The sequence below is a fragment of the Achromobacter sp. D10 genome, assembly GCF_035282245.1.
Classification (GTDB): domain Bacteria; phylum Pseudomonadota; class Gammaproteobacteria; order Burkholderiales; family Burkholderiaceae_B; genus Achromobacter; species Achromobacter insolitus.
Map to the genome: position 1 here is coordinate 207,619 of NZ_JAYJLE010000010.1, position 21,752 is coordinate 229,370.

19 protein-coding genes are annotated in these 21,752 nt (G+C 66.2%); 9 read left to right on the forward strand and 10 right to left on the reverse strand.

Annotated features, from left to right (window positions below):
* The first annotated feature begins 8 nt into the window (after positions 1-8).
* Together VCS63_RS22855 and VCS63_RS22860 are read left to right on the forward strand one after the other, a co-directional pair.
* Complete coding sequence (locus VCS63_RS22855) at positions 9-1,538, forward strand: class I adenylate-forming enzyme family protein (protein ID WP_323881078.1); 1,530 nt, start codon at positions 9-11, stop codon at positions 1,536-1,538.
* Positions 1,535-2,263, forward strand: coding sequence for a GntR family transcriptional regulator (locus tag VCS63_RS22860; RefSeq protein WP_042793160.1), 729 nt, complete (start codon positions 1,535-1,537; stop codon positions 2,261-2,263). The genes VCS63_RS22855 and VCS63_RS22860 overlap by 4 nt, the downstream gene beginning before the upstream one ends.
* 22 nt (positions 2,264-2,285) lie before the next feature.
* Here VCS63_RS22860 and VCS63_RS22865 read toward each other — a convergent pair whose 3' ends face one another.
* The gene (locus tag VCS63_RS22865; protein WP_323881079.1) at positions 2,286-3,254 is read right to left on the reverse strand and encodes a LysR substrate-binding domain-containing protein; all 969 of its coding nucleotides are present in this window, start codon (positions 3,252-3,254) and stop codon (positions 2,286-2,288) included.
* A 92-nt stretch (positions 3,255-3,346) separates the two neighbouring features.
* Here VCS63_RS22865 and VCS63_RS22870 point away from each other — a divergent pair, with 92 nt between their 5' ends.
* Positions 3,347-6,958 (forward strand): ABC transporter ATP-binding protein, encoded by a 3,612-nt coding sequence (locus VCS63_RS22870; protein ID WP_323881080.1) that lies wholly within the window; start codon positions 3,347-3,349, stop codon positions 6,956-6,958.
* Here VCS63_RS22870 and VCS63_RS22875 read toward each other — a convergent pair.
* On the reverse strand, positions 6,930-9,512 hold the full coding sequence (locus VCS63_RS22875) for a penicillin G acylase (RefSeq protein WP_323881081.1): 2,583 nt from the start codon (positions 9,510-9,512) through the stop codon (positions 6,930-6,932). The two genes, VCS63_RS22870 and VCS63_RS22875, sit on opposite strands and share 29 nt — an antisense overlap.
* A 155-nt stretch (positions 9,513-9,667) precedes the next feature.
* Here VCS63_RS22875 and VCS63_RS22880 point away from each other — a divergent pair, with 155 nt between their 5' ends.
* From VCS63_RS22880 to VCS63_RS22895, 4 genes are all read left to right on the forward strand, one after another.
* A complete protein-coding gene (locus tag VCS63_RS22880) occupies positions 9,668-10,591 on the forward strand; it encodes a LysR family transcriptional regulator (protein WP_063642632.1) in 924 nt (307 codons plus the stop codon).
* Positions 10,592-10,640: 49 nt separating this feature from the next.
* Entirely contained in the window at positions 10,641-11,153 is a 513-nt protein-coding gene (locus VCS63_RS22885; RefSeq protein WP_042793156.1) for a sigma-70 family RNA polymerase sigma factor, read from the forward strand.
* Complete coding sequence (locus VCS63_RS22890; protein ID WP_323881082.1) at positions 11,150-12,118, forward strand: FecR domain-containing protein; 969 nt, start codon at positions 11,150-11,152, stop codon at positions 12,116-12,118. Before VCS63_RS22885 ends, VCS63_RS22890 begins: the two co-directional genes overlap by 4 nt.
* 145 nt (positions 12,119-12,263) lie before the next feature.
* Positions 12,264-14,741 (forward strand): TonB-dependent siderophore receptor, encoded by a 2,478-nt coding sequence (locus VCS63_RS22895; RefSeq protein WP_323881083.1) that lies wholly within the window; start codon positions 12,264-12,266, stop codon positions 14,739-14,741.
* Between the two features lie 19 nt (positions 14,742-14,760).
* On the opposite strand, the gene VCS63_RS22900 is transcribed toward VCS63_RS22895, so the two are convergent.
* Positions 14,761-15,660 (reverse strand): LysR substrate-binding domain-containing protein, encoded by a 900-nt coding sequence (locus VCS63_RS22900; protein WP_175201596.1) that lies wholly within the window; start codon positions 15,658-15,660, stop codon positions 14,761-14,763.
* Between the two features lie 145 nt (positions 15,661-15,805).
* On the opposite strand from VCS63_RS22900, the gene VCS63_RS22905 reads away from it, so the two are divergent.
* Entirely contained in the window at positions 15,806-16,201 is a 396-nt protein-coding gene (locus VCS63_RS22905) for a RidA family protein (protein ID WP_063642635.1), read from the forward strand.
* Position 16,202: 1 nt separating this feature from the next.
* Positions 16,203-17,321 (forward strand): NADH:flavin oxidoreductase, encoded by a 1,119-nt coding sequence (locus VCS63_RS22910; protein WP_323881084.1) that lies wholly within the window; start codon positions 16,203-16,205, stop codon positions 17,319-17,321.
* Between the two features lie 64 nt (positions 17,322-17,385).
* Here VCS63_RS22910 and VCS63_RS22915 read toward each other — a convergent pair whose 3' ends face one another.
* From VCS63_RS22915 to VCS63_RS22945, 7 genes are all read right to left on the reverse strand, one after another.
* Positions 17,386-18,348, reverse strand: a complete 963-nt coding sequence (locus VCS63_RS22915) for a zinc-dependent alcohol dehydrogenase family protein (RefSeq protein WP_063642637.1) — start codon at positions 18,346-18,348, stop codon at positions 17,386-17,388.
* Between the two features lie 62 nt (positions 18,349-18,410).
* Positions 18,411-18,713, reverse strand: a complete 303-nt coding sequence (locus VCS63_RS22920; RefSeq protein WP_088607706.1) for an ArsR/SmtB family transcription factor — start codon at positions 18,711-18,713, stop codon at positions 18,411-18,413.
* Positions 18,714-18,743: 30 nt separating this feature from the next.
* The gene (locus VCS63_RS22925; RefSeq protein ID WP_323881089.1) at positions 18,744-19,403 is read right to left on the reverse strand and encodes a hypothetical protein; all 660 of its coding nucleotides are present in this window, start codon (positions 19,401-19,403) and stop codon (positions 18,744-18,746) included.
* A gap of 28 nt (positions 19,404-19,431) precedes the next feature.
* Positions 19,432-19,683 carry a hypothetical protein gene (locus tag VCS63_RS22930; RefSeq protein ID WP_323881085.1) on the reverse strand — a complete coding sequence of 84 codons (252 nt, stop codon included), beginning with the start codon at positions 19,681-19,683 and terminating at the stop codon, positions 19,432-19,434.
* Between the two features lie 68 nt (positions 19,684-19,751).
* Positions 19,752-20,225 (reverse strand): aminoglycoside 6'-N-acetyltransferase, encoded by a 474-nt coding sequence (gene aac(6'), locus VCS63_RS22935; protein WP_042793149.1) that lies wholly within the window; start codon positions 20,223-20,225, stop codon positions 19,752-19,754.
* A gap of 52 nt (positions 20,226-20,277) precedes the next feature.
* Entirely contained in the window at positions 20,278-21,048 is a 771-nt protein-coding gene (locus tag VCS63_RS22940) for an SDR family NAD(P)-dependent oxidoreductase (protein WP_149064782.1), read from the reverse strand.
* Between the two features lies 1 nt (position 21,049).
* Positions 21,050-21,748, reverse strand: a complete 699-nt coding sequence (locus VCS63_RS22945) for an ABC transporter ATP-binding protein (RefSeq protein WP_063642639.1) — start codon at positions 21,746-21,748, stop codon at positions 21,050-21,052.
* Between the last annotated feature and the right edge of the window lie 4 nt (positions 21,749-21,752).

Sequence of the window (21,752 nt, forward strand, 5' to 3'; positions counted from 1 at the left end):
AGACCGCCATGCATCTCAGCTCTCTCTTTCACCGCAGCGCCGCCACCTACGCCGACCAGCCCGCGCTGGCCGCCGGCACCCGTGATCCCCTCAGCTACGCCCAGCTCCAGGCTCGCGTGCAGGCGTTGGCCGGCTGGCTGCGCGGCCCGCTGGGCCTTACGCCCGGCCAGCGCGTCATGCTGGCGTTGCGCAACCATCCCAGCTACATCGAATCGATGCTGGCCATCTGGCACGCCGGCCTGTGCGCCGTGCCCGTCAATGCCAAGCTGCATCCCAACGAACTCGAATACATACTGCGCGACTGCGATGCGCGCCTGTGCCTGTCCCAAGGCGAGCTGCTGCAAGCGCTGGCTCCCGTTGCCCGCGGTCTCGAAGCAACGCGCGTAATCGACGTGGAATCCGCGGATTACGCGGCGGGCGCCATGGGCCCGCCACGGGCGCTGGAAACGCGGCCGTCGCAGGAACTGGCCTGGCTGTTCTATACCAGCGGCACTACCGGCAAGCCCAAGGGCGTGATGCTCAGTCATGCCAACCTGGTCGGCATGTGCCTTAACTTCTACGCCGACGTGCAGTCGGTGCAGCCCGGCGACACCATGGTGCACGTGGCGCCGCTGTCGCATGGCGGCGGTCTCTATAGCATTCCGTACTGGCTGCATGGCGCCTTGCAAGTCGTCCCCGACAGCGGCGGCCTGGACGAGGACGAGCTGTCCGGGCTGCTGGCGCACTACCGCAACGTCAGCCTGTTCGCCTCGCCCACCATCGTGCAGCGCATGGTGCGCCACGCCCGCCAGGCAGGCGGCCCGCCGCCCGGTCTGCGCACGCTGATCGTGGGCGGCGCGCCGTTCTACGTCGAAGACATCAAGGACGCCGTGACCTGCTTTGGCGCTCGCGTGGCGCAGATCTACGGACAAGGGGAAAGCCCCATGTCTATCTCTGCACTGTCCGCGGCCCAGGTGGGTGCCGCCGTGGCCTGCAACGACGACGCGCTGCTGGGCTCGGTTGGCTATGTGCAGTCGTCCATGGAGGTGGAACTGCGCAACGCCGCCGGCCATAAGGTGGCTCCAGGCGAACTGGGCGAAGTCGCCGTCAGCGGACCGACCGTCATGCAGGGCTATTGGAACAATCCACGCGCCAGCGCCGACACGCTCGTGGATGGCTGGCTGCGCACGGGGGATATCGGCATCCTGGACGAACGCGGGCTGCTGCACCTGAAAGACCGGTCCAAGGACGTCATTATCAGCGGCGGAACCAACATCTATCCGCGCGAAGTGGAAGAGACGCTGATGCGCCACGAAGCCGTGCAGGAGGTATCTGTGGTCGGCAGCCCGGATCCTGAATGGGGCGAATCGGTACTGGCCTTTGTGGTACTGAAGCCGGGCGCCCAGGTCTCGGACCAGGAGCTGGACCGCCTGTGCCTGGCGTCCATCGCGCGCTTCAAGCGGCCCAAGCGCTACGTCTTTCTGGAGGAACTGCCAAAAAACAGCACCGGCAAAGTGTTAAAACGCGAACTCCAACAACGCGTGCTTCCGACTCCATGACCCAACCCTCGCCCCTCTTTGGCCGCACGGCTGTCAGTCAAACCGAAAAGGCCTATTGCGCCCTGGAGGAAATGATCGTCACCGGCGAACTGCCGCCGGGGAGCCAGTGGTCGGAAACCACCCTGAGCGAGCGCGTCGGCATCGGCCGTTCGCCGGTGCGCGACGCGCTGCAGAAACTGGCATTCCAGCGCCTGGTGGAAATCGCGCCGCGCCAGGGCATTTTCATTTCCGAGATCGACTACCAAGGGCAGTTGAAGATCATCCAGGCGCGGCGCGAGATCGAGCGGCTGATCGTGGCCCAGGCGGCGCAGTGGGCCGACGACGCCGAGCGCGCCGAACTGGCGCGGCTGGCCCGTGAGCTCGAAGACCTGAAAGCCGTGAACGACATGCGCATGTACATGCGCCTGCATTTTTCCCTGACCAGCCAGATCGGCGCCGCCTCGCGCAACAGCTACGCGGCCGAGTTCCACGCCATGCTGCAGACGCTGGCCCGCCGCTTCCTGTACTTCCATCAGAAGCGCCATCCGGACCTGGTACAGATCTGCGAGCTGCACATCCAGCAGATCAACGCCATCGTGGAGGGCTCGGTGGAACGCGCCATCGCCACGGCGGAAGCGCGCAATGACTATGCCGAGAATCTGGCCCGCAACATCCTGATGGAGCTGATCGTCACTTCGGCGGTCACCATCAGTTCACCGCCGCGCGGCCGCGGCGGCTCCGACTGAGCCGTCAGCCTGGCCAGCGGCCTCAGCGCGCCGCTTCGGCCTGGTGCTGCCACGCGCCGGTGCTACGCCCCTCTTCGGCCAGGAATTCCACCAGCGTCGGCAAGGCGGCGTCCATCGGGCGGTTGGCCTGGATGCGCATGACGTAGCCCCAGGAACCGGGCATGCGCAACTGCGGCACCAGGGGCACCAGCCGACCGCTGGCCAGTTCCTCGTCGATGAGCGGCGCGCGCCCCAGCGCGATGCCGACTCCGGCGGCAGCCGCCGCGGCAACCGTGCTCAGCCCGCTCAGCACCATGGGTTCCTGCCAGTCGGTTTCGGCCAGGCCCAACCTTGGACTCCAGGTCCGCCAGTCGGTTTCGGGGCTGTCCACGTGTTTTTCCTCCAGCCAGCGGTGGCGCAGAAAGACGCTGGGGTCGCCACGCTCGGCTGGATCCACCAGCGCGGGGCTGCAGACGGGCACCACTGTCTCGGTCATGAGCGGAATGTCGCCAGGTTCGGCAATATGCGGCCCCATGGCGCGCACGTGCAGGAATGCCAGGTCGATGTCCTGGCTTTTCCAGGCCGGGTCCTGGCTGGCATGCAGATACACCTGGATGTCGATGCCGGGATGCAGCTCGATGAAACGTCCGATACGGGGCGCCAGCCACATGGCGGCCAGCGAGGGATTGGCGGAAACGTTCAGGGTATTGCGCCGTTTGCCCCGGGCGGAAGCCCGCACGTTGCGGCAGGCGGTCTCCAGCAGGGTCAAGGCCTGTTGCACGGAAGCCAGCAGGTCGGCGCCCGCCGCAGTGGTTTCGGCGCGGCGCACCGTCCCCCCTCGGCGCAGCAGCGCAACGCCCAGATCGGCCTCCAGCGCGCGCAACTGATGGCTCACGGCGCTCTTGGTGACATGTAGCTCGGCGGCGGCGCGGCTCAGGCTGCCCAGACGGGCGACGGCCTCGAAGGCGCGCAGGGCCGCCAGGGGTGGGGTATGGTTGGGGAGATCGGCCATGGGTCAAGTCTAGCTCAACCCATGATTGAAAAACTATCGCTTTCGCCAGGGCGCGGGATCAGTGACCATGCAAACACTGAAAGGAGTTTGCTATGTATTTCGATTCGCGCCTATGGCAGTTGACGGCGGGTTTGCGCGCCGGCATGGCGGGCGGCATTTTCCTGGGACTGCTGGCGTTGGCGGCCGGCATCGCCCGCTACGTGTTCCTGGGCCAATTGCTGGCCCGGGTGTTCGATGGCGCCGCCTGGCAGGACTGGATCGCGCCCGCGCTATGCGCCGCCGCCATGGTGCTCTTGCGCGCCTTCCTGGACCACTGGCGCACCGTGCAGGCCAACCGCTGCGCGGCCACGGTCCAGCATGCGCTGCGCGCCCGGCTCTATGACCGGATCGTGGCCCTGGGGCCGGCCTGGTTCGCCAACCAGCGCACCGGCGGCGTGATGCTGACGGTGGTGGATGGGGTCGAGCAATTGCAGGCCTTTTTCGGCCAGTACCTGCCACAAGTGGCGATTGCCGCCGCCGCCCCCTTCGCCATCTTTGCCGTGATTGCGTTCTGGGACGTGCCCACTGCGCTGGTGTTCCTGGCGGCGGCGTTGTTTGCGCTGTTCGGCCCGATGGCGGTGCACATGCTGGACCGCCGCGCCAGCCTGGCCCGCACGAAGTCGCTGAATGATTTCGGCGAGGACTTCCTGGATGCGGTTCAAGGCCTGCCGACCCTCAAATCCTACGGTCAGGGCAAGGCCTGGGGCCAACGCCTGGCGGCCCGCGCCCGCAGCCTGTCGAACAACACGTTCTGGGTGCTGTCGGTCAGCCTGCTGACCCGCGGCATCAGCGATCTGGGCGTGGCGCTGGGTGCGGCGCTGGCGCTGACGCTGGGCGCCTGGCGCGTGGCCCACGGGGACATGAGCGTGGAAGCGCTGTTGATCGTGCTGATGGCCGGCACCGAGATTTTCCGACCGCTGCGCGACCTGCGCTCGGTGCTGCACCGGGGCATGCTGGGCCAGTCGGCAGCCGCCAGCATCCATGCGCTGACGGACGCCCAGCCCCTGACGCCCGCGCCCACGGTCGGCGGCAAGGCGCCCGCGCGGCTCGCCCCCACCATCGAATTCGACAACGTAGCCTTTTCCTACACGCCTGACCGCCGCGCCCATCAAGGCCTCAGCTTCCGCATCGCCGCAGGCGAACGCGTCGGCGTGGTCGGCCCCAGCGGGGCCGGCAAGTCCACCATCGTGCGCCTGCTGCTGCGCGAATGCGTGCCCCAGTCGGGCAGCATCCGCATCGGCGGCCAGGACGTGAACGAACTCGACACGCAGGCGTTGCTGTCGCATATCGCGCTGGTCAGCCAGGACATCACGCTGTTCCACGGCACCATCGACGACAACCTGCGGCTGGGCCGCCCCGACGCCACGCCTGAGCAGGTGCGCGCCGCCGCACGCGCCGCCAACATCGACGACTTCATCATGGCGTTGCCCGACGGCTACGCCACCCGCATCGGAGAACGCGGCCTGCAGCTGTCCGGCGGCCAGCGGCAGCGCGTGGCGATTGCCCGCGCCCTGCTGCGCGACGCGCCCATCCTGATCCTGGACGAAGCGCTATCCTCGGTCGATACGGAGAACGAAGCGCTGATCCAACAGGCGCTGGACCGCCTCATGGCGGGCCGCACCACGCTGATCCTGGCGCATCGGCTGGCCAGCGTCATCGGCGCCGACCGCTGCCTGGTGCTGGACCAGGGGCGGATCGCGGAATCCGGTCCGCACGCCGAGCTGATGCGTCAAGGAGGCCTGTACCACCGCCTGATGCACGAACAGGCCGCGGCGCACCGCAATCCCTCGGCAGGATCCGCCGCCGCAGCGACAGCCGTTACCACGGCGGCGCCGGACCGCGACGGCACCGGCCAGGAGTCCGGCGCGCAAGGCCCTGCCCTGCGCGCGCTGGACGAGGATGCCGCCCAGGTCGGCTGGCGCGCCACCCTCGGCACGCTGCTTTCCGTGGTGCGGCCATGGCGCGGCACCCTGACGGCCACCATCCTGCTGGGCGTGGCGCGGGTCGCGGCCTACATCGGCGTTGGCGTGTTCAGCGCGTTGATCGTCGCGGCCATCCGCGACGGCCGCGACTGTTCCGCCCTGATTGCTGGCCTGCTGATCGCCGCGCCCCTGGCCGCCTTGTTCCACTGGCTGGAATCCTGGCTGGCGCACGCCATGGCCTACCAGTTGCTGGCCGATATGCGGGTCAAGCTCTACGACAAGCTGGAACGGCTGGCGCCGGCGTACCTGCTGCAGCGCCGCTCCGGCGACCTGGTCGCGCTGGCCACGCAGGATGTGGAGATGGTCGAGTACTTCTACGCCCATACGATCGCGCCAGCCATCGTTTCGGTGCTGGTCCCGCTATCCGTGCTGGGCTTTCTGGGAATCTACAGCTGGCCCGTGGCGCTGGCGTTGCTGCCCTTTCTTGCCTATGCCCTGGTGTCGCCGGTGCGCGGACGGCGCAAGGTCGATGCGCTGGGAGACAAGGCGCGCGAGGCCTTGGGCGAGATGAGCGCGCACACCACCGACACCATCCAGGGCCTGGCCGACCTGACCGCCTTCCAGGCCACCGGCCGCCGGCGCGACGAGTTCCTGCGTGTGGCGGATCACTACCGGACGCGCCGCCTGGACATCCTGGACGATCTGTCTCGCCAGACCGCGGGCTTCGAGATCGCGATGGGCCTGGGCGGCCTGGCGGTAGCGGTCGTGGGCGCGCTTCAGGTATCGGCAGGCGTGCTCTCGGCCGGCATGCTGCCCCTGCTGGTGCTGATCGCTCTGGCCACCTTCTTGCCTGTGTCGGAGATTTCCCAGGTCAGCCGGCAATTGGCCGACACCATCGCGGCCACCCGCCGCCTGCACGTGGTCGCCAACGAACCCGAGCCCGTGGTCGACGGGCCGCGGCCAGCGCCGGTCTCCGCGCACGGCCTCTCGCTCGCCTTCGAGCACGTCAGCTTCGCCTATCCGGGCAAGCGCGACGACACATTGCGCGACCTGAGCTTCAAGGTGCCCGCGGGCGCCACCGTGGCCGTGGTGGGCGCGTCCGGCGCAGGCAAGAGCACCGTGGCCAGCCTGCTATTGCGCTTCTGGGATCCGCGCTCCGGCCAGGTGAAGCTCGATGGCGTGGACCTGCGCGAAATGCAGCTGGACGGCCTGCGCGAGCGCGTGGCGCTGGTAACGCAGGACACCTACCTGTTCAACGACACGCTGGAAGGCAATATCCGGCTGGCGCGGCCGGAGGCCAGCCCCCAGGACCTGGCGCGCGCCCTGGAACAGGCGGCGCTGGCCGACTTCGTGCGCACCCTGCCGGACGGCCTGGCCACGCGCGTGGGCGAACGCGGCATGCAACTGTCGGGCGGCCAGCGGCAACGTATTTCCATTGCCCGCGCCTTCCTGAAGAATGCGCCGGTGCTGATCCTGGACGAAGCCACTTCGCACCTGGACACCTTGTCCGAGATGCAGGTACGCGGCGCACTGGACGTGCTGATGCGGCACCGGACCACGCTGGTCATCGCCCACCGCCTGTCGACGATCCGCGATGCCGACCTGATCCTGGTGCTGGAACGCGGCACCCTGGCGGAGGCCGGCACGCACGACCAATTGCTCAAGCGGCAAGGAGTCTATGCGCGGCTGGCCAGCCACCAGGGTGGCTACGCCGTCAGTACCGCAACGTCTCTACCGACTTAGCGTTGGCGCGCACTTCCGCATCCGTGAACCAGACCCGCTTGCTGCCGAAACTGGTGTAAAGGTCGAACTGGTCGCGCGCGTGGGGTGACGGGGTGCCGTCCGGGGCGACAAAACCGCTTTGTCCCGGCGCAACCACGTCCACCGCGCGCACGCCCTTGCCATCGAACACCGTCATGTTGTTCTCGGTGCCGCGGTTCTGGGTGGCCGGGAAGCTCAATACGGCCTTGTCGTCCGCCTGCGGCACGCCCAGGAAGTTCTTGGGCGCGAACACCATCGGAGGCGCAGGTATGCGCCACTGGGCGGGATCCTCGCCGTAGGCCTTGCGCAAAGCCGCCAGCGCGTCGTCCAGGGCCGCCAGCGTTACATCCTGGGGTCGTTGGCCGTTGAAGAAATCGTACTGCTGCGGCACGCCCGCATCGCGACCCGCCAGCGCATTGAACAACACCTTCACCCCCACCGTCAGGTTGACCGACCCGGTAGCAGGCGCCGCCTGCGTCGGATAACCGGTGGCGCTGTACCACTTGAAGAAATCGGCGGGCATCTCGTCGGCCAGCGTGCGCTTGAGCATGGCGCGCAGCCAGGCGTCCATCACCGCGGGACCCGTGTGGTCGTAGTAACCCGGTTGCTTGTCGCTGGTACCCATGCCGTCCCACGATGCCAGCCCGGCAACCAGCCGCGCCCGCGCGTCATCCGCGGGCAGCCCTTGCACCGCCTGCTGCAGGAACGGCAGGAAATGGCGGCGGTTCACGTCGGCATAGCTGGTCGTGCGGATCAGGTCCCACATCTGTTGCGCGCTGACCTTGCCGCCATTGGCTGTCATGGCCTTCAGGCGCGTCTCGATCTCGGCGTAGCGATCCGCCTGGCCCCATACGATGGCGAACAGGTCGGTGGAGGGATAGCCGCGCATGGGCTGGTTATTCCAGTTGGCGATAAAGCCCTGGCGCGGGTTGTACACCTGCGGGTTGGTCGAGAAAGGCAGCATGCCGTCCCAATCCATCTCGCCGGTGCCAGGCACGGGCAGGCGCGGATCGTGGCCCGGACGGCGTTTGGGGTAGAACCCCGTATGCGCGTAGCCGATATTGCCCTTGTCGTCCGCGTAATACCAGTTGATGGTCAGGGCGTGGCGCGCGGCCTGCTGTTTCCACTGGTCCCAGTTGCGGGACTGCGCCTTGTGGGTCCAGGCCATCAGCGATTGCAGCTCATAGCCCTCCCAGGCGCGTGCCTTGGCGTAGGCCACGCGCTGCTTGTCGTCGAACTTCGTGACGATGCCGTGCACCGTGCGGTAGACATCCATCACCACCGGCTGCGCGTCCTTGACCTCGATGAGCTCGGTGCGCTTTTCCATCGTCTTCCAGACGCCATCATGGAAATAGCGGGTGCGGTCGTTGGGATCCAGCTTTTCGGCGTAGATGTCCACGTCATCGCCAAAGCCGGCAGTCGAGCCCCAGGTCACGTGCGCATTGTGGCCGAACAAGATGCTGGGATAGGCAAACGGCGTATTGCCGACCACGTCGAATCCGGCCCCGTGCAACCCGATCCCGTAGGTATACGCCGGGTTCCACCAGCCGAACTGCGGTCCGTTCAGCAGGATGGCGCGCGCGTCCTTGGCATGGTCGCGGCCCACGATCCACATGTTGCTGGTCGTGGGAAAGCCTGCGATGCCCGGTTGCCCCGATTCCGCAAACTGGGCCAGCAGTCGCGCCGGCAGCGCGGCAGGCGCTTCGTCCAGCACACCGCGGGTTTGCGGATCGCGCGCCACGCGTTCCAGCATGGGCGGCGTGCCCTCGTAGCGCGGCAACGCATAGGAGAGCCTGGCGGAAGGACGAGCGGCGTCCGGTTGGTACACCCCCTCTTCCTCCGGCACGGTGGTGGGCGCGCGGCTGTCGGTCATCCAGCGCAGCTGGTTGAAGATCTGCATGGCGCGCTCATCGCCGTGCTTGTCCTTCAGCGCGGTCAGCAGCGCCAAATTGTCGATCTCGCTATTGGCGTCGGAGAAGCGGTTGGCCATGGTGCCCACGAACACCATCGCCACGTCGTAGGCCGTCCAGTCCGCCGGCTGGAAGCGCAGGTCGTTGAATTCCTTGGGCATCAGTCCGCCAGGCTCGGCGCGCACCCGCGCGATCCAGGCATTCATGCCGGCCGCGTAGCCGTCCAGGATCTGGCGCTCCGATGCCGGCAACGCCGCGAGCTGGCGCTGGATGCGCTCTGGCGAGAAATTTCCCCGGATGGACTTGTCGAACGCTACCATGGGCTGTCCAAGCACTTCAGCCACGCGGCCCTGGGTGCTGCGCCGCGCCATCTCCATCTGGAACAGGCGATCCTGCGCCACCGCGTAGCCATAGCCATAGAAAATGCCATACACGGTGTTGGCGTACACGTGCGGCATGCCATAACCATCGCGCCGTATCGTGACCTGTCCGCTGGTGGCTCCAGCGGGACGCGCCGAGGCACCGGCCTGCGGCGAAGTCTTCTGCGGGATTTCCTGGGCCTGGGCATGAGCGCCCACGGCCGCACAGGCCGCCAGGATGGCGGCCGACAACAAGTGCTGCTTCATTTGAATCTGTCTCCGTATTTGACGAGCCGCGCGGCGGTGCGAGTCCCGTGCGCGGCGTAGCGGCGCCTCTTGCGGGCACCGTCTGCGGCCCATCATACGAACAGCACTTCTATAATTCCAATGCATTTATTTCATAATATTTATGCGGCACGAACATGGATTTCCAGAAACTCAAGCACTTGCTCGCGGTGGTGGAGCACGGCACCTATTCGCGCGCCGCGGAGGCGGTCAACCTGTCGCAGCCCGCGCTCAGCCGCAGCATCCAGGCACTGGAAGCCGAATTGGGCTTGCCCCTGCTTGACCGCGACACCCGCCGCGTGCGCCTCACGCCCTATGGCGCCTGCGTGGCCGAACGCGCGCGCCGCATGCGCTATGAAGAAGCGGAATTGCAACGCGAGCTCAAGGCCCTGCACAGCGGCGAATCGGGAACCCTGTCTATCGGATTGAGCCCGGCGCCGGCCTCCCTGCTGCTCTCCCCTTTCCTGGCCCACATGGCCGAGCGCCATCCGCAGGTGCGCGTCGGTGTCGAACTCGGCTCCACCGCCGCGCTGCTGGCAATGCTGCGAACAGAACGCATCGACGCCATGGTCTGCGACGCCCGCATGCTGTATGACGCGGCCGACCTCGAAACCCGTTCCCTGCCTCCGCTGCGCGCCGGCCTGGTCTGCCGCAAGCGCCACCCCATCCTGGCCCACAAGCGGCCCGGCATCGAACAGATACGGCAGTACCCGGTGGCCTCCAGCACGCTCAGCCCCGAAGTTTCATTGCGGCTTGCGGAAACGCTGGGACCCGGCGGCGCTCCCGAACAGATGGTCACCCACCGCTGCGAAAACCTGGACGCGCTGGTCGAGCTGGCGCTGCACTCGGACGCCCTGCTGCTGGGCGTGATCTGCGTCACCCGCCAGCAACAGAAGGCCGGGCTGCTGGTCGAAGTGCCCATTCCGCCCGACCCGCAGCGCCAGGGCCACTATGCGCTGGCGCGGCTGGCGGGGCGCACGCCATTGACCGCGCAGGACGCGCTATATGAATTCACGCGGGGGTATTGGGATGGGTTTGTGTCGCAGCCGCAAGAACGATGATCCTATACAATTAGAAATCATTCCCATTAGCGTTTGAACGGAAGCCCCCTTGCGCCCTGCCGACCTTGCGTCCTCCGACGATTTCGTCAGCCTGTATCGAGAGCATCACGGCTGGCTCGTGCAGATGCTGCGCCGCCGGCTCAGCGGCAACGCCGAAAACGCCGCTGATCTGGCGCATGACACGTTCGAACGCGTCATGCGCAGCGAATCGCGCGCCGCGTTTGCAGAACCCCGCGGCTTCCTCACCACCGTCGCCAAGCGTCTCTTGATCGACCAGTCTCGCCGCCGCGCCGTGGAACAAGCCTACCTGGAAACGCTGGCCTCGCGCAGCGTGGCCGTCGAACCCAGCCCCGAGACCCACGCCCTGGTGCTGGAGGCACTGAACGCCGTATGCCGCATGCTGGAGCAACTGCCGCCACGGGCACGCCGCGTCTTCGTGCTGGCGCAGGTGGAAGGACTGCCCTATCGCGACATTGCCCAACAGCTCGGCGTTTCAGTGGCGGCCGTGCAGCGCGACATCGTCAAGGCCTGGGAACATTGCTACGCGGTGCTGTACGCATGAACGCCGCCCAAGCCGAACGGCTGCATCCCGACATCATCAAGCAGGCGGCGCGCTGGATGATGCGAACCGGGGACGCCCCCGATGCGGCCACCCAGGCCGCCTGTGCGGCATGGCGTCAGGCAGACGCGCGCCACGAACTGGCTTGGCAGCGCCTGCAGGGTATCGGGCGCGAGGTCAATACCATCAATGCCAGCAAGGTGTCCGAGGGCGCCGCCAGCCAGACCATCCTGCGCTACTGCGAGCAGCGTTCGCGCCGCAGCGTCATGAAATGGGCGGCGGGCGGCATTTGCCTGGGCACGCTGGCATGGGCGGGCGCCCGCGAAGGCTGGTGGGACGGCAGCACCGTCTATCGCACTGCCACCGGCGAGCAGCGGACCATGACGCTGCCCGACGGCACTGTCCTGACCCTGAACACCGACACCGCAGTGGCGCTGCGCTACGACGCGCAGCAGCGTCGGATCAAGCTGCGGAGCGGCGAGATCCTGATCGCGACGGCATCGGATACCGCGGGGCGCCCCTTCCGCGTGCAGACCCGCAACGGCCTGCTCACGCCGCTTGGCACGCGCTTTGCCGTGCGCGAGCTGGACGACAGCCGTGGTTCGACGCGTGTTGCCGTCTTTGAAGGCGCTGTCCGCATCGAATCCGCCGCGCGGATCGTGCACGCAGGCGAACAGACGGACTTCGACGGCCGCACGGCATCCCCTGCTTTCACCGTCGCCGGCAAGGAGCCCGCCTGGGCTACCGGCATGCTCGTCGCAAACCGCATGCGGCTGGATCACTTCCTGGCGGAACTGGGCCGCTACCGGGTCGGCGTCCTGCGCTGCGCCCCCCAGGTGGCGAACCTTGAAGTCACCGGCGCCTTCCGGATCGACGACACCGACAAGGCGCTGCAGGTGCTGGCCGGCGTGCTGGACCTGAGGCTGCGGTACCGCACACGCTACTGGGTCAGCGTCGACCGCGCCTGACCGGGCGACACGGTCCGCATGGATCCCGGGCCGGCAGAAAATTTGTAACGACGGCGAAGATTATCGGATGTGGTTCGTTAGACATAGAGACAGACCCGAGGCGCCCGCGGTCTGGCCCGATCAATCGACGAACCAGGAAGCTCTCATGGCAGCACGCCATACATCCTCTATTCTTGCCGCGCCCCAGACGCCCGGGGCGGGTACGGCCCGCTTGCGCCTAGCCGTCCATCTTGCATTGGCCGCAATGGCCTCGCTCGCCGCGCCCGTCACGTCCTGGGCTCAGCCCGCCACCGCGCAGGGGATCGCCTTCGCCATTGCGCCCACGACGCTGGACGCGGCGCTGGGCCAGTTCGGTGTCGCCGCCAACGTCACCGTGGCCGCGTCGCCAACGCTGACCCTCGGAGTGATGACGCAAGGCCTCACGGGCCGCTACACCGCCGAACAGGGCCTCGTGCGCCTGCTCGCGGGCACGGGACTGCAGGCAGTGCCCAACGCCAACGGAGAAGGCTATCACCTGCGCCGCATTGCGCAGGGAGAAGCGACCACGCTCGCGCCGGTCACGGTAACGGGCATGGCCGATCCCGCCGTCACCGAAGGCACGGGCAGCTATACCAGCGGAATAGTGACGATAGGCAAGGGAGAGCAGAGCCTGAAAGAGATTCCTCAGTCGGTCACGGTGGTGACACGCCAGCGCATGGATGACCAGAACGCCAACACGCTGGACGACGTGTTGGCCAACAGCACCGGCATGACGCTCTACAAGAGTCCGATGGGTGGCAACTACGTGTTCTCGCGGGGTTTTCGCGTCGACAGCTATCAATTCGATGGCGTCAACCGCGCGTTCTACTACCCCCAGGCCAACAGCTTCACGAGCAGCACGGTGATTCTGGACCGCGTGGAGATCATTCGCGGCGCCACCGGCTTGCTGCAAGGCGCCGGGTCGCCCAGCGCAGCGGTCAACCTGGTGCGCAAGCGCCCGCTCGCCGAAAACCAGGTGCAGCTGATGGCCAGCGGCGGCTCGTGGAACAACTACCGGGCCGACATCGACGCGACCGGCCCGCTGAATGCATCGGGCTCCTTGCGCGGCCGCGCCGTGGCCAGCTACAACGACCGCGATTATTTTTACGACAACGCCGACAGCCGCACCGGCGTGCTGTATGGCGTGCTGAGCTACGACCTGGGCCCCGCCACCACCTTGACCGGCGGCGTCAGCTACGAGGAGCTGCGGTCCACGCCGTTCTTCCACGGCCTGCCCCATTACGCCAACGGCGACGACATCGGGTTGAAGCGTTCGACCTCGCTCTCGCAGGACTGGAACCGCTGGAACGGCAAGCAGACGACCGTGTTCGCCGAGCTTGCGCATCGCTTCAACCAGGATTGGTCGCTGAAACTCACCGGGACTTCCACCCAGGAGTCCAACGATTCCAAATACGCCTTCACGGAAGGCGCGGTCGATCCGGCCACCGGGCTTGGGCCGACGATGTACGCGGGCATATTCGATTTCTCGACGCACAACAAAGCCCTCAACCTGGACGTGGACGGCGCCTTCGAGGCCCTGGGCCGCAGGCATTCGGTAAGCGTCGGCGCGAGCTACAACGAACTGACCAGCAAAAACGATTTTGCGACAGCGCGCCTGAACCGGGGCGTGAACGTGTGGAATCCGGATCATCACGTGCCCGAGCCTACCGATCAGTGGTTGCGCGAGAACGCCTACCGGGGAGCCGCGACCATCATCAAGATGAAGCAGACCGGCGTCTATGGCGTCGGCCGGTTCCAGCTGGCCGACCCGTTGACGCTGGTGGCGGGCGCCCGCGTCAGTTGGTATGAGAACACCGGCAATTACCGGGATGGCGGAGACCGCTACACCGATCCCTATAAGGAGAATGGCGTCGTCACGCCGTACGGCGGCCTGATCTACGCCTTCAATCCCCAGTGGTCGGGCTACGTCAGCTTTGCGGAAATCTTCGAACCGCAAAACGCCGTGGACGCGTCGGGCCAACTGCTCGACCCCATACTCGGCAAAAACTACGAAGCGGGCATCAAGGGCGAACTGCTCGACGGCCGGGTCAACGCCTCGCTCGCGCTCTTCCGCGTCGACCAGAAGAATCGAGCCCAGCAGGACCTGGTCAGCGCGTGCACGGTGGGCGATATCTGCTATGTGTCCAGCGGCAAGGTGCGCAGCCAGGGCGTGGACGCCGAAATCAGCGGCGAGGTAGCGCCTGGCTGGCAACTGTTTGCCGGCTATACGTTCAATACCCTGAAGTTCCTGAACGACACTGAAGTATCAAGCACCAATTTTGGGCGCACGGTGACACCGAAGCACATCCTGCGGCTCTGGTCGGACTACCGCCTGCCAGGCGAGTGGTCGGCATGGACCTTGGGCGGCGGCGTCAACTACCAGACCGGCAGCTACACGGAAACCCGATCGGTCCGCGTGTCGCAGGCGCCCTACGCCGTCTGGAATGCGCGCGTCGGATACAAGATCAACAAGCACTGGTCCGCGGCGCTGAACGTGAACAACCTGTTCGACAAGACGTACTACCAGACCATCGGCGCGCCGGGATGGGGCAGCTTCTATGGCGAGCCCCGCAATGCAACGCTGACCCTGCGCGGAACCTTCTGACACGCAGCGCCCGCTTCGCTCATTCTTCGGGGTCCTGCCAGGCCGCCTGCGTAGTCAACCAATGCGCAACGGCCTGGACCGGCGCCGAGGGCGGCCGTCCGGCGTACATGGCCAGGTGATAGGTGTGCCCGTCTATTACCGGGCCGAAGGGCTGCACGAGATGGCCGGCCTCCAGTTCCTCGGCAACCAAGGCCAGGCTGACCAGCGCAACGCCGTGGCCAGCGACGGCCGCTTGTATTGCATGCCCTTCATCGGAAAAGCGCAGCTGGCTCGCCTGGCGAGGCTGTGCCCGCTCGGCGGCCGCAAACCAACGTTCCCAGGTTGGATTCTCCGGCCTGCGCCGCTTCCAGTCGAAACAGATCAACGGCACACGAGCCAAATCGTCTGGCGATCCGATGCCCAGCCGTGGATTCGCCACGGGCGCGAACCTGTCGGTGAACAGGGGCTGTGCGACCAGCCCCGGATATGGCCCTCGGCCGTAGCGGATCGCGATATCCACCGCCGTCGACCGCAGGTCGACGATGTCATCGCTGGCCTGCAACTGCAGGTCGATACCAGGATGCCGGTTGCGGAAATCGGCCATGCGCGGCACCAGCCATTTCACGGTGAATGCGTTTGTCGCGGAGATGGTCACCTGGACCCGCGCGCGCTGCTGGGTCAGCCGCGCCAGTGTCGCCTCGAAAGCATCGAACCCGTCGCGCAGCACGGGATAAAGCTGCGCCCCCGCGTCGGTCAGCGACACCCTGCGCACATGGCGATCGAACAGCGCAAGGCCGGTCTGCGCCTCCAGAGCGCGGATCTGGTGGCTGACGGCAGTCGGCGTGACCGCCAGCTCGCGAGCGGCGGCCTTGAAGCTACCCAGTCGTGCGGCGGCCTCGAATACGCGTAGTCCGGAAAGCGGCAGGGATCGGCGTTGCATGATCGAGATTACAGATGAGTTTTTCTCATCTTATAGCTGACAAATGAACCTTTGTCACCATGCTCGCCCGTCCCTACAGTGTGGGCATGGATTGGCGATTTTCACACCGGTCCTCTCATCAACCATAAGTGAAGGAATTCGCATCATGCTACAGCGCGTCATCACCCAGCCCGACAACTACGAGCCCTTCCTGCTGTCGCAGGGCATCCAATTCGGCAACCTGTTGTTCATCTCCGGCCAGGCGGGCGCCGGCGACGATGGAAAGATCGTCGACGGCGGCTTTCTCGCGCAAGGCGAGCAAGCATTCCTGAATTTGCGCCGAGCGCTGGAAGCAGGCGGTTCAAGCTTGAAGGACGTCATCAAGGTCACCATCTTCGTCACCGACATGGGGTATTTCAAGGACGTGGTAACGCTGCGCCGCCGCTTTTTCTCGGCTCCCTACCCGGCCGACACCATCGCCGAAATCAAAGCGCTCTACGACCCGGCAGCCATGATCGAAATCGAGGCGATCGCGGCCGTGCGCCCTCAGGAGGGCCGCTGACATGAGCACGCACACAGGATTGTTCGCGCCGCTGCAGCTGGAACGCGGGCTGGGGCTGCCGAATCGACTCGCCGTCGCGCCCATGACTCGGGTCAGCGCCACGGCCGATGGCCGCGCCACCGCCCTGATGGCCGACTACTACGCCGCCTACGCTGCCGGCGGCTTCGGCCTTGTGATTACGGAAGGCATCTATACGGACAAGGCCCATGCGCAGGGCTACCTGTTCCAGCCCGGCCTGGCCGACGACGCGCAACGCGATGCGTGGCGGACCGTGGTGGATCGTGTGCATGCTCATGGCGGCCGGATCATCGCGCAACTCATGCATGCGGGCGCGTTGTCGCAGGGCAACCCCCATCGCGCCACCACGCAAGGCCCGTCCGCTGTACTACCCAAAGGGCAGCAGATGACGTTCTATCGAGGCACGGGGCCGTACCGGATGCCCGAAGCGATGTCGGAAGAAGATATCTCCGTAGCGGTAGCCGGCTTCGCGCAGGCAGCGCGTCGGGCGCAGGAAGCCGGGTTCGACGGCGTCGAGATACACGGCGCCAACGGATATCTGCTGGATCAGTTCCTCACCACCTACACCAATGCGCGTAACGACCGCTACGGTGGCAGCCTGGACAATCGCCTGCGCCTGACCCTGGACGTGATCCAGGCTGTCCGAGCGTCCACCGCGCGGCACTTTGTCGTGGGGGTGCGCAGTTCGCAAGGCAAGGTGAACGACTTCACGCACAAATGGGAAGGCGGCGAGGCCGATGCCGCGCAGATCTACCGCGCATTGGACGCGCAGCCCATCGATTATCTGCACACGACGGAGTTCGAGGCCTGGCGTCCCGCTTTCGGTGCACAGGGTCCCAGCCTGGCCGCGCTGGCGCGGCGGCACGTGCGCGTTCCGGTGTTGGCCAACGGCTCGCTGCATGATCCGATCCAGGCCGCCGGCATGATTTCGCGAAAGGAAGCGGATTTCGTGTCGCTGGGCCGCGGCGCGCTCACGCATGCCGACTGGCCCGCCAGACTGCGCGCCGGCCAGGCGCTGGAAGCCTTCGATCGCGGATTGCTCGCGCCCATCGCCGACCTTGCCAATGCGGCGCGCCATCGCGGCAAGCTGCAATTCGCCTGACATGAGCGGCGGTCGCCTGATGCACCCTGGCCACGTCCGGCGAACCATGCGGTCGCGGGCGCGCCTAGGGCGCGACCGCAATCGCGATTTTTCCGCGGATGCCGTTGTTGGGGCTTTCCAGCCGGGCATGGGCCAGCGGAACATCGGCAAGCGTATAGACGGCGCCCACATGCGGCCTCAACTGCCCCCGGGCGACCAATGCGCTCAACTCATCGAGCTTGCCGCGGTTCTGCCTGGTGAAGACGAAGTGATAGCTCGCGTTTTTACCCCAGGCCTGAATCAGCCCCTGCGGCTGCGCAATGTCGACGATCGAGACCACCCGGCCCAGTTGGGCAAGTGAGTCAGGACTGCGCGACAAGGTGGCGCCGCCGATGGTATCGAACACAACGTCCACGCCGCGGCCTCCCGTCATCCGCATGATGGCGTCGGCATAGTCTTCGCTTTCGTAGTCGATCACGACATCGGCCCCCATCGCCCGCGCGAACTCGGCGTTTGCCGCGCGCACGGTCGTAAATACCCTGGCGCCCATGGCTTTCGCGAGCTGGATTGCCACGTGGCCAACGCCTCCCGCGCCGCCATGCACCAATATGTCCTCCCCCACTCGCAGCGCCGCGCGCACCACTAGCGCCTCCCACGCCGTCCCGCCAACCAGGGTCAGGCTTGCGGCCTCCAGATGGCTCAGCGAGGGAGGCTTCATTCCGACAATGCTCTCTGAGGCAACGTGATATTCCGCATAGCTTCCCGACCCTTCGAAGATTTGCGGCGTGTACCAGACCTCGTCTCCCGGCGCGAATGCCGTCACGCCGGCGCCGACCTCTTCCACAACGCCCGATACGTCGTGCCCAGTGATGGCGGGCAGTGGCACGAGGTCGGGATAGTCCCCGCGCCGCACCTGGTAGTCCAAGGGATTGATGGAGGTTGCGTGGACTCGGACCAGGACTTGCCCGGGATTTGGCACGGGAGTGGGCACATCGCGCAGCTCGAACGATTCCGGGCCGCCAAATGCTTTAAGTACGATCGATTTCATTGGGATCTCTCATTTCGGTAAATAGGGATATCGGGATTTTCCGATATTGTGGGGCAAAAAAATTACAACTCTTTCCCGATGACCTGGGCCAAGGCGCTGATGGCGCCTTCGTTGCGCTTGTAATAGGTCCACGATCCGATGCGCGTGGCTTCGACCAGTCCGGCTCGCTGGAGCGTGGCAAGGTAATCGGAGACGGTGGATTGCGACAATCCGACGCCTTCCTGGATGCTGCTGACGCACACGCCCACCGTATGAACGTCGCCCTCGTCCTGCGGGGGAAAGCTGTTCACGGGGTCCTTCAAGCCTTTCAGGATTTCAAGGCGTGTGCGGTTAGAGAGGGCTTTGAAGATTTCAAGCAGATCCATGGGCGGATTATATCGGGAATTCGCGATATATCAATTTGCGTCCACCGACCGCATGTCGCAAGTCGTCTCGGACGAGGAGCAGACGCCACGGAACCACGCCCTCCCCCGCGTGCGGTCCTTGGGCGCCAGCGGCTCGAATTTGTCGCTGTTGCGCATCTCGTAGTCCAGCAGCAGCCAATCGCCCTCGCAGGCGACTATGCCTCGCAGCGTGGCCCTTTCGGTAAGCCAGTCGTCGCCCAGATCGAGCAAGCGCTCACTGGCGGCATCCGGACGGGCATATCCGCGCGCCGACTGGATGCCGACCTGGGCATCCGCGGCCTCGATCCAGCCCTCTCCCCGGTATACGGGGCGCGGGCGGCCGGATTCACCGGCCGTCATGTCGTCGCTGGCGTTCCTGATCCTGAGCCAGCCGTCGCGCGCTTCGGTCACGTCGAAAGTGACGCTGTAGTAGTCGATCTCGGGATCGGGCCCCTCACCGCGCGTGGTCGGCAGCTCGCCCACCACTTCGGCCTGGGCGGAAGCCTCGGCGCGCACCGGGATGCCGGGCTTGTCGTTGGTCGTCCAGCCGGAAAAACCGCATGCTGTCGGAGCCGCAGGGGTCCACGCAGCTACGCCCGGAGCGGCTTGAGCATGGATGGCGGGGGAAAAGCTCAGCATGGCAAGCGCCAGCAGCCTGCTGCGAGCAATCATGAAGTTCACTACCGGCTCCTGGTCGAGTTCAATTGCGATTGATCCAATCCTGCGTGTCCTGGATGAACCAGGGCAGATTCAATTTTTCTCCTTCGCCGGACTGTATGGTCAAACGCTGATCCGCGGAGTCAGGAGCCCTGTGGGCGCCCGTTGCTGAGGAAGGCGGCCGGCTGCGATATTCCAGGTCGGTCCGCTCGGGCGGCTTGCTCGCGCAAGCGGCGATCAACGCGCACGCAGCCGCCACTAGTACGAGCCGCGGCGCTGGACTAAGGATCTTCATGATGTGCTGATTCCTGCTGGGGTAGCACGGGCCAGTGTGCCGGAAATTCATGGGCTGCAGCCCATACCTTACTCGCAATGAGCGGGATGCGCCGGCGCCTGCAGCGGCATATTGAAGTAGACGACCCGCTCCGTCTCCGTGAACCCGAGGCGCGAGTGGGCCGCCTGGCTTACCGCGTTGTCCAGCTGCGTGTCCGAGGCCAGCTCTTTGCAGCCCCTGTCCCGCGCCCAGCCGCGCACAGCGGCGATCAAGGCCCTGGCCGCGCCCAGCCGCCGGGCCTCGGGCACGACGTATAGCCCTTCCAGAAAGGCGACGGGGCTGGAATTCGTTCCATTGACGTAGTCGGATCGGATTGAAGCCTCGGCAAGACCGACAGCCTGCCCGGCGTCGGATCGCACCAGGAACTGCGCGTACCTGGTCGGCGACGAGACCTGATCGGCCATTTCCTGCAGATGCTCGCTGGCCGAGGCGTCGGGCCAGAGCGCCATGCGCAGCGCGAGCCAGGCGGCATCCTCGGAGGAAGTGATTGCGGCAGCTTTCATGGGGAGAGTCCATATTCTGCGTAACGCGCCAGAATGTAGCATCTCCGCGCTTCTACTCTTGCACCGCCACTGTGTAGTTCAGCGCCAGTCTGCCGCCATCCGCGTAAACGGTCTGCCCGGTCACGTAGCTGGCGTCGTCGCTGGCCAGGAACACTGCGACCTTGGCGACTTCGTCGGTCGACCCCAGCCGCTGCATCGGGATGCGCGACAACACGGTCCTGCGCGCCTCCGGATTGCTGGTGATCGTGGCCAGGATCTCTGTATCGATGCTGCCGGGCCCGATGGCGTTGACACGGATGCCGTGCGGGGCCAGGGACAGCGCCATCGACTTGGTCATCTGCCGCACCGCGCCCTTGCTGGCGCCGTAAGCCAGCTGATCCGGCATGGCCAGCTCCGCCGTCATCGAAGACAGCGTCACGATGGCGCCGTTGCCACGGCCGCCCGCGACCATGGCGCGCGCTGCGGCCTGCGCCACCAGGAACGTGCCGCGCACGTTCACATTCATGACCGCGTCCAGGTCCTCCAGCTTCAGGTCCAGGAAGTCAGCCGCGCGAATCACGCCGGCATTGCAGACGCAGATGTCCAGGCCGCCCCAGCGCCGCACGCACTCGTCGGCCAGCGCCCGGGCATCGGCCGGGTCGGTCACATCGGCCACCATGGCCGCGGCGCGTTCTCCCAGCGAGCGGGCCGCGGCCGTCAGTTCGGCCTCCTTGCGGTCGGCCAGCAACACATAGGCGCCCTCAGCCACGAAACGTCGCGCGATCGCCAGCCCGATACCTCCGGCGGCACCGGTGACCAACGCCACCTTGTCCTGCAATCTCATCTCACACTCCTACGTAGGCGGCCACCAAGTCGGGCCGGTCGGACAGTTCCGCCGAGCTGCCGCGCCAAACCGTCACGCCCTTGTCGAGGATGACGTTGCGATCCGACAAGCGCAGCAAGGCCGTGGTGTTCTTGTCCACCACGATCATCGACAGGCCTTCGGCTTTCAATTGCGCCAGGACGCGCCAGATCTCCGCGCGCACCACGGGCGCCAGACCTTCAGTGGCTTCGTCCAGCACCAGCAGGCTGGGGTTGGTCATCAGCGCCCGGCCCAGCGCCAGCATCTGCTGCTCGCCGCCGGATAGCTGGGTGCCCAGGTTGGCGCGTCGTTCGCGCAGGCGCGGAAACAGTTCGTACACGCGCTCCAGCGTCCAGGCGCGGGAGCCGCCACGGCCGATGGCGGTGGCGATGAGGTTTTCTTCCACCGTCAGAGTCGGGAAAATCTGGCGTCCCTCCGGGACCAGCGACAGGCCCATCCGGCCGATCCGGTACGGGGCCAGTCCGCGCAAGGAGCGCTCGCCGTAGCGTATGCTGCCCTGGCTGGCCGGCAGCAGGCCGAACAGGCATTTGATGACGGTGCTGCGGCCCATGCCGTTGCGGCCGATCAGGCCCACGACCTCGCCCTGGCCCACGTCCAGGTCTACGCCGAACAATGCCTGGCAATGCCCGTAGGCCGCCGTCAATCCGCTGATGCTCAACATGGCG

Bases quoted from the DNA above. Each gene is read 5' to 3' on its own strand.
- VCS63_RS22855 (WP_323881078.1), top strand. From the start codon at position 9: ATGCATCTCAGCTCTCTCTTTCACCGCAGCGCCGCCACCTACGCCGAC.
- VCS63_RS22860 (WP_042793160.1), top strand. From the start codon at position 1,535: ATGACCCAACCCTCGCCCCTCTTTGGCCGCACGGCTGTCAGTCAAACC.
- VCS63_RS22865 (WP_323881079.1), bottom strand. From the start codon at position 3,254: ATGGCCGATCTCCCCAACCATACCCCACCCCTGGCGGCCCTGCGCGCC.
- VCS63_RS22870 (WP_323881080.1), top strand. From the start codon at position 3,347: ATGTATTTCGATTCGCGCCTATGGCAGTTGACGGCGGGTTTGCGCGCC.
- VCS63_RS22875 (WP_323881081.1), bottom strand. From the start codon at position 9,512: ATGAAGCAGCACTTGTTGTCGGCCGCCATCCTGGCGGCCTGTGCGGCC.
- VCS63_RS22880 (WP_063642632.1), top strand. From the start codon at position 9,668: ATGGATTTCCAGAAACTCAAGCACTTGCTCGCGGTGGTGGAGCACGGC.
- VCS63_RS22890 (WP_323881082.1), top strand. From the start codon at position 11,150: ATGAACGCCGCCCAAGCCGAACGGCTGCATCCCGACATCATCAAGCAG.
- VCS63_RS22895 (WP_323881083.1), top strand. From the start codon at position 12,264: ATGGCAGCACGCCATACATCCTCTATTCTTGCCGCGCCCCAGACGCCC.
- VCS63_RS22900 (WP_175201596.1), bottom strand. From the start codon at position 15,660: ATGCAACGCCGATCCCTGCCGCTTTCCGGACTACGCGTATTCGAGGCC.
- VCS63_RS22905 (WP_063642635.1), top strand. From the start codon at position 15,806: ATGCTACAGCGCGTCATCACCCAGCCCGACAACTACGAGCCCTTCCTG.
- VCS63_RS22910 (WP_323881084.1), top strand. From the start codon at position 16,203: ATGAGCACGCACACAGGATTGTTCGCGCCGCTGCAGCTGGAACGCGGG.
- VCS63_RS22915 (WP_063642637.1), bottom strand. From the start codon at position 18,348: ATGAAATCGATCGTACTTAAAGCATTTGGCGGCCCGGAATCGTTCGAG.
- VCS63_RS22920 (WP_088607706.1), bottom strand. From the start codon at position 18,713: ATGGATCTGCTTGAAATCTTCAAAGCCCTCTCTAACCGCACACGCCTT.
- VCS63_RS22925 (WP_323881089.1), bottom strand. From the start codon at position 19,403: ATGATTGCTCGCAGCAGGCTGCTGGCGCTTGCCATGCTGAGCTTTTCC.
- VCS63_RS22930 (WP_323881085.1), bottom strand. From the start codon at position 19,683: ATGAAGATCCTTAGTCCAGCGCCGCGGCTCGTACTAGTGGCGGCTGCG.
- VCS63_RS22940 (WP_149064782.1), bottom strand. From the start codon at position 21,048: ATGAGATTGCAGGACAAGGTGGCGTTGGTCACCGGTGCCGCCGGAGGT.
- VCS63_RS22945 (WP_063642639.1), bottom strand. From the start codon at position 21,748: ATGTTGAGCATCAGCGGATTGACGGCGGCCTACGGGCATTGCCAGGCA.